The sequence below is a fragment of the Saccharomonospora saliphila YIM 90502 genome, assembly GCF_000383795.1.
In the GTDB taxonomy this organism is placed as follows: Bacteria; Actinomycetota; Actinomycetes; order Mycobacteriales; family Pseudonocardiaceae; genus Saccharomonospora; species Saccharomonospora saliphila.
Map to the genome: position 1 here is coordinate 2611 of NZ_KB912649.1, position 4357 is coordinate 6967.

The window sequence follows — 4357 nt, forward strand, 5'->3', positions numbered from 1 at the left end:
ACGCGCGTGCCCCGCAACACCGAGACCTTCGTGCCGACCCACGTGTCCGGGCCGATCCGCACGGGCGCCTTGACGATGCCAGATCCGGCTGAGCGGGGAGCTGGGGGTAGTCCTCGACCGGCATCGTCGGCAGGCTGAACTTGGATGGAGACGCTCTGCCGACTGAGCTAAAGGGGCGTGCTCTCAACGAGCTGTCCGAAAGACTACAGCAGCCGTCCACACCGCCGGACACCGGGGGTCCCTTCGGGGCCGGTCCGCGCCCGCACCTCAGGTCAGCAGGGTCAGCACGGCCTCGGACCCGGGATCGAGCGAACGCACGGTGCGCGCTTGGAGCCACGCCTGGAGTCGTTCCTCGGACAGGGGACGCGAGATCAAATAGCCCTGCGCCACGTCGCAGCCCATCGCCTCGAGCTGGTCGCGTGCCACGTCCTCCTCGACCCCTTCGGCCACGACGGTCAGCCCTAGCGAGTGACCCAGCTCGACGATCGAGCGCACCAGGGCCAGGTCGCCGAGGTCGGTGCCCATGCCGAACACGAAGCTCTTGTCGATCTTGACCTGGTCCACGGGGAGCTGGCGCAGGTAGGCCAGCGACGAGTACCCGGTGCCGAAGTCGTCGACGGCCAGCTCGATGCCGAGGTCGTGCAGGCGGCGCAGGACCGGAAGGGCGCGCTCGGGGTCGGACATCACGCCGGACTCGGTCAGCTCCAGCGTCAGCAGCTCGCCGGGCACGCCGAAGCGCTCGAGGGAGGCCGCGACCTGATCAGGGAACTCGGTGTCGGCGAGGTTGCGCACCGACAGGTTCACCGCCACCGCGATGCGCAGGCCCTCGTCCTGCCAGCGCCGGACCCGGTCCAGCGCCGTGTCGAGGACGAACGAGGTCAGCACCCCGATCAGTCCGGCCGCTTCCACGGCGGGTACGAACTCGTCCGGGTTGACCCGCCCGAACTCCGGGTGCTGCCAGCGCACCAGCGCCTCGACGCCCAGTACCTGCTTGCCGGGCAGGGCCACCTTCGGCTGGTAGTGGACCGTGACCTGCCCCTCCTCGATGGCCTGGCGGAACTGGGTGACCATCTGGAACCGGCGCAGGAACATCTGGCCCATGCTGGGCACGTAGGCGCGGACCTCCTCGCCGCTGCGGGTGGCGCGCACGGCCATGTCGGCGCGCTGGAGAAAGCTGTCCACGTCGACGCCGTCGGCGTTCTCCCGTGCCGTGGTCGCCGCGTACCCGACGACGGCGTTGGCCTCGACCGTCAGCCGGTCCACCGGGTACGGGGCCGACAGGTGGGTGCGCAGGCGCTCGGCCGTCGCGTGCACGTCCTCCGGGGTGAAGTCGACCAGCAGGGCCGCGAAGGACGCGCCCTCGAGCCGGGCCAGCGGAACCTCGTGGCCCAACGTGTCCCGCATCCTCCTGCCCGCGGCCCGCAGCATCCGGTCGGCCCAGGTGTAGCCGAGCGCGTCGCTGACCGTGGAGAGCACGTCCAGATCGACCCGCAGCACCGCCGAGTGCTCGTTCTCGCGGAGCGGCTCGGTGGCCACCTGCCGGAAGCCCGGACGGTTCAGCAGGCCGGTGAGCGGGTCGTGGTAGGCGTCGTGTCGCAGGGTCGCCAGCAGTCTGCGGTTGTCCAGCGCGGTGGCCAGGTGGCTGGCCATCGTGCCGAGCAGCTGCACGTCGTACTTGCCGAACCCGCGCCACCGGGAGAGCCGGTCGTGGGCCTCCAGCACGCCGAGCAGCCGGCTCGCGCTGCGCAGGGGCACGGCCAGCGCCTCGTGCGCGCCGCGGTCGAGCAGGGCGGTGCGCACGTCCGGGTTGGCCTCGGTCAGGCGCAGATGCCGCACGTGCGAGCCGCGCAGACGCAGCAATGGGTCCTCGGGCGGCAGGACTCCGCCGGGGAGTTCGTCACCCACGACGACGGTGCGCATGGGTTCGTCCGGATCGAACCGCAGGCGCAGCACGATGCGCGCCGCGGCGAGCTGGTCCCGGATCCGCTCGGCGATAGTGGTCCACTCGTCGACGTCGTGCTCGGCTCCGAAGTCGTCGGCGCGGCTCGCCGGGCGCGCGGCGGCCTGCTGCCCCGAGCGGGCCACCATCAGGCTGACGTCGGTGAGCGCCTCCATGTCGCGCTGTTCGCGCAGCAGGTCCGAGTAGGCCCAGTACAGCGCGGCGAGCCCGAGCGTCACCGCGAGCACGATCGGCCACGCCTCTGGAGTGGTGGAAATCACAAGATAGCCGGTGAGCCCCACGGAGGCGTTGACGAAGCCGACGACAAGGATGCGACCCGCCAGCCGCAGCACCGTGTTGACGCGCATCCTGCGGCGCAGCACGCGCACGGCCGCCATGGCGAGCATGGTGCTCGCCAGCGGTGCGGTCAGGGTGCCGGCGAGCGCGGCCATCCACGGCATCTGCCCGGCGCCGCCGAGCATGTCGCGCACGAGGCCCGCCACGGCGAACGCGCTGGTGACCTCCAGCAGGAACGCGCCCGCGTTGTAGAGCACGCGGCCGGTGACCCGCCGCGCGAGAAGGGTGGTCACGCCCGCGACGACGTGCGCGGCGAGCACGACCTCGAACGGGGCCACGAGCAGGCCGATGACAAGGGGGATCTCGGTGAACGAGATGGTCCACGAGATGCCGCTGCGCACGTCGACGTTGACGCCGAGCTGCTCGGCGCCGAGGAAGGCGACGGCGAGCAGCGGTCCGATCCACCACAGGTGGACCGAACCCTCGAAAGGCAGCCAGCGGGACACGGCACCGGCCGCCAGAAGCCCGACCGTGAGGACGGCCATGGTGTAGAGGCGGAAGCGGCGTTCGTCCGCGCGCGTTTCCGCCGAGACGTGCCCCTCGCCCCGATCCGGTGGGTCGTCCGCGGCGGTGCCGGCCTCCACGGAGTCGCCGCGTGCGTTCGGCATGCAACCTCCTTGCGTGACCCACGTGCGCCTGTCGGAACCGACTCGCGACGAGGAGACACTTTACCCCCGGAGGGCGTATCAAGCTCTCGCTCTGCGGTGATGTGATCACCACAGCGTGAATAAGGCCCGCGCGGAGTGACCCACGAACCGCGAAGCGAGTGACCCTCGTCGACCACGACGATCGCCGATGGTAGTCGATCCCGGGTGATTTAGGTCATATTTCTCCGTTAGATTGGCGGGATGGACACGGAGACCGTCACGACCGAGCACGCCAAGCGGCTGAGCACGCTCGACCCGCTCCTGGCGCCGCCCGCCGCGTGGGACGGCGAGTCCGGAACGCGCCTGCGCGTCCCGGACGGTGCCGCACTGGCCACGCGATCGGTGGTCGATCCGGACTCGGAGGCGGCGCTGTGGCGCCCCCTGTGCGAGTACCGGCTCGACGTCCGGCTGGCGGGCGACGACCCGGGCGCGGCGCTGCACGCGCTGCTGGACCGTTGGGAGACGCTGCTCGCCGACGGGCACGGCACCGGCCGGCAGGGCCCCGAAGGCACCGGTGGCACCGACGGGTACGACACCGACGAACTCGACACCGCCGCCGTGCTGACGCGTCCGAGCCGCGACGGGGCGGGCACCGACGCGCTGCTGCGGCACGGGTTCGCCCCGGTGCGGGTACTGGCCGTGCGTCCCGCCGCGCGTCACACGGGCGGGCCGCCCGCGGTGCCGGGTGTGCGGATCCGCCATGCCGTCCCCGCTGATCTCGACACCGCCGTGCGCCTGCAACTGGAGCTGCGGCAGTACGACACGGGGTTCGGCGCCACCGCGTTCCGGCCGGGCGCGCGGGACCTGATCACCGAACGGACCCGCGAGTTGCTCGCCCGGGACACGCCGGTGCCCTCCCTGTGGATCGCCGAGTTGTACGGCACGCCGCTGGGCCTGGTGCACATCCAGCTCCCGCCGGAGTCGGACTGGATCGCCGGTGCGGTGGCCTCCGACCGGGTCGGCTACCTGCCCTCGCTCAACATCGCCGAGGCCTCGCGCGGTACGGGTGTCGGCACCGCGCTTGCCGACCACGCCCACCAGTTGTTCACCGAGGCCGGTGTCGACGTGGTCCTGCTGCACCACGCGCTGGCCAACCCGCGGTCGACGCCGTTCTGGTACGCCCAGGGTTATCGGCCGCTGTGGACGTCCTGGTACCGGACGCCCGCGCGCTGATCGCCTCCGGCGAACAGGGAAACAAACCTCCGCTGCCGAAGGTTGAGTCTGATGCACTCAACAGACGGGAGCGTAGTGATGACATCAACGCAACGACGTCCCGTGCTCGTGCTCGACGAGGAGGTCGTGCTGCCGGGCATGACGGTGCCCTTCGAACTGGCCTCTGACGAGGACCGCGCCGCGGTCGAGGCCGCCGAGCGCGAGGCCGCGCCCGTGGGCGGCGCCGCGCCGGGCATCCGGT

2 protein-coding genes and 1 pseudogene are annotated in these 4357 nt (G+C 71.6%); 1 reads left to right on the forward strand and 2 read right to left on the reverse strand.

Annotated elements, in window-relative coordinates; genetic code table 11:
• Positions 1–80, reverse strand: a pseudogene (locus SACSA_RS26700) (acyltransferase); the annotation flags it as partial.
• 187 nt (positions 81–267) lie between these two features.
• Positions 268–2904 (reverse strand): putative bifunctional diguanylate cyclase/phosphodiesterase, encoded by a 2637-nt coding sequence (locus tag SACSA_RS0108105; RefSeq protein WP_019814928.1) that lies wholly within the window; start codon positions 2902–2904, stop codon positions 268–270.
• 240 nt (positions 2905–3144) lie between these two features.
• Here SACSA_RS0108105 and SACSA_RS0108110 point away from each other — a divergent pair, with 240 nt between their 5' ends.
• The gene (locus SACSA_RS0108110) at positions 3145–4116 is read left to right on the forward strand and encodes a GNAT family N-acetyltransferase (protein WP_019814930.1); all 972 of its coding nucleotides are present in this window, start codon (positions 3145–3147) and stop codon (positions 4114–4116) included.
• Positions 4117–4357: the final 241 nt, after the last annotated feature.

Excerpts from the sequence above, each read along its gene's own strand:
- SACSA_RS0108105 (WP_019814928.1), bottom strand. The coding sequence starts at position 2,904 with ATGCCGAACGCACGCGGCGACTCCGTGGAGGCCGGCACCGCCGCGGAC.
- SACSA_RS0108110 (WP_019814930.1), top strand. The coding sequence starts at position 3,145 with ATGGACACGGAGACCGTCACGACCGAGCACGCCAAGCGGCTGAGCACG.